Raw genomic sequence first — 2,231 nt, 5'->3', positions numbered from 1 at the left:
CACCCTGCCCAACGCCGGAGTCACGATCGCCTCCGGCGGCAACGCCGGACTCGCCTGCGCCTGGGCTGCCCGGCAACAGGGCGTACGGGCCACCGTCTTCCTCCCCCGCACCGCGCCCCGGGTGAAGGTGGCACGTCTGCGCGGCTACGGCGCCGACGTTCGCCTTGAGGGCGCGGAGTACGCCGAGGCCCTGACCGCCTGTGAGGAGTTCGCCGCCACCACCGGGGCGCTCGCCTCCCACGCCTACGACCACCCGCTCATCGCCGCCGGGGCAGGCACTCTCCTGGAAGAGATCCACGAGCAGATCCCAGGCCTGGATACCGTCGTGGTCGCCGTCGGCGGCGGCGGCCTGTTCGCCGGCGTCGCCACGGCCGCCCAGCACCTGGACATCCGCACCGTGGCAGTCGAGCCGGAGCGCTGCCGCGCACTGAACGCCGCGATCCAGGCGGGCAAGGTCGTCGACGTTCCTGTGCAGTCGGTGGCCGCCGACTCCCTCGGCGCCCGCCGGACCTCGGCTATGGCCTTGGACACCGCCCGCCGGGGCGGCGTCACCTCCGTCCTTGTGACGGACGACGAGATCATCCGGGCCCGCCAAGCACTGTGGGACCACCGCCGGGTGGCGGCCGAGCACGGCGCCGCAACCGCGCTGGCAGCCCTGACCAGCCCCGACCAGCACGGCCCCGTCCAGAATCTGTCCGCCCGCTGTGCGACACCAGCCACCAGCTACCGGCCGGCGCCCGGGGAACGAGTCTGCGTCGTCCTGTGCGGTGCCAACACCGACCCCTCCACACTCGTCCAGACCCAGGACTGACCGTTCCTGGTCAGCGACCAGGAATGAGGTCCTGAGCCCGTTCCTGGTCGCTGCGGACATCCCGAACGGTGTTGGGTGCCCTGGTCACCCGCTTTCGCTCCGTGTCCGGCTGCACGGATCGTGTCCGTGGTCCGAGTGCACAGGGGCAGCTTTCCTCACACTCTGGGACACCCGGTAAGGCCTGGACTGTCCGATGCTTCACACGATCACTCCGGTCGTGTGAGGGCGGCGCCCAGCCGTCGCCGGACCGAGTGCCCGAGGACGCCCCGCCCAATCCCGATCCCGATGCCGACGGCATTGTGACGGGACATGGCACGACGGGGTGGTCAGCGGTTTTTTACCAGTGCCGGCCTCCCGTCGGGTAAATCCCCCGCATCGCTGCGCCCTCTCCCACCGGCCGGGCGCCCTTCAATCACTACGTGCTGTCCGCCCCTGGGAAAGGCCAAACGCGGTGGTGGCCAGTCCGGTCCGGGGCGTGGGTGCGGGCTGGGTCATCACCGGGGAACTCCTGTAGGTGAAGGACGGCAGGACAGGCGCCCGCGCCTCGGTGGTCCATGGCGTGTGACCGTCAGGACGGGCCGGCGGGTGGCTCGGGGGCGGGGCGTCCGATCCGGTCAGGTGCGGGTTCGGGCAGGGGCCAGTGGCGGCGGTCCCGTTTGCCTGCGACCGTGTCGAGGAGGATGTCCTCGGACATCTGGAGAGCGGGGGCGCAGCGGATGAGCTGTGAGGGGGAACGGCTGCGCATTTATGGCGCTGCAACCAACCTCCTTGCGCTGTAGAACGCGCCCCTCACCGGCCTCGAGCCGGGCGCCCGCGTGATCCCCGTGTCCTGGAGGCAGAGCGCACCGTTACCTGTCAGTGCCCCGGTCCACACTGGCGAACATGGAACGGATACGACGGTTCCGACAAAGGGGAGGGGGAGGCCCGGTGCAGTCAGCGGCGGAGAAGATGCGGGTGGGCGAGCAAGCGGAGGCGGCGACGGAGACCGTTCTTACTGCTGCGGGCTGGGAGGTGATCAACCTCAACAAGCTGGCGAAGAACTTCCGGTTCATCGACCTTCTCGCGAAGCAGGGATCCGCGTGGCTTCTGATCCAGGTCAAAGGCACGACGACCGATGAGGGGATGTTTCACGCCCTGCCTGAACGCGCGCGGGCCTTGAACAGCCTTGCAGAGCACCTCGACGCCCACGCGCTGTATGCACTCGTTCATCTGACGCCGGACGGGCCAGTCATTCACTTCGGCCACGCCCTGAGCGTCGCATCACGGGCCGCCGAGAGGATTGCCGGCTACCAGGGCATTCTCCGTCACCACCTCTACATCACCGACTTCGACTATGAGGCTGCCGACCTTGCGGACTTCGTGGAATGACTGGCGGCGTCCTGCCGCAGCGACAGTTGAGCGGTTCTCAGCGGAGGAGATC

General features: G+C 69.2%; 3 protein-coding genes. 2 read left to right on the top strand and 1 reads right to left on the bottom strand.

All coding sequences use genetic code 11. From position 1 onward, the window contains the following. A partial coding sequence (locus VN520_RS34215; protein ID WP_325750840.1) for a pyridoxal-phosphate dependent enzyme occupies positions 1-811 on the top strand: 811 nt, incomplete at its 5' end. Between the two features lie 568 nt (positions 812-1,379). On the opposite strand, the gene VN520_RS34210 is transcribed toward VN520_RS34215, so the two are convergent. Then, positions 1,380-1,556: a hypothetical protein gene (locus VN520_RS34210; RefSeq protein WP_325750839.1), complete on the bottom strand. Its 177-nt coding sequence runs from the start codon at positions 1,554-1,556 to the stop codon at positions 1,380-1,382. 182 nt (positions 1,557-1,738) lie between these two features. Between VN520_RS34210 and VN520_RS34205 the strand changes: the two genes are divergently transcribed. After that, a complete protein-coding gene (locus VN520_RS34205) occupies positions 1,739-2,179 on the top strand; it encodes a hypothetical protein (RefSeq protein ID WP_325750838.1) in 441 nt (146 codons plus the stop codon). The last annotated feature ends 52 nt before the right edge of the window (positions 2,180-2,231 follow it).

Origin of the sequence: Streptomyces sp. (genome assembly GCF_035563135.1) — a bacterium.
In the GTDB taxonomy this organism is placed as follows: Bacteria; Actinomycetota; Actinomycetes; order Streptomycetales; family Streptomycetaceae; genus Streptomyces.
The sequence above is the reverse complement of the archived record's forward strand: the minus strand, read 5'-3'. Positions and strand labels throughout refer to the sequence as shown.

Bases quoted from the DNA above. Each gene is read 5' to 3' on its own strand.
- VN520_RS34210 (WP_325750839.1), bottom strand. From the start codon at position 1,556: ATGCGCAGCCGTTCCCCCTCACAGCTCATCCGCTGCGCCCCCGCTCTC.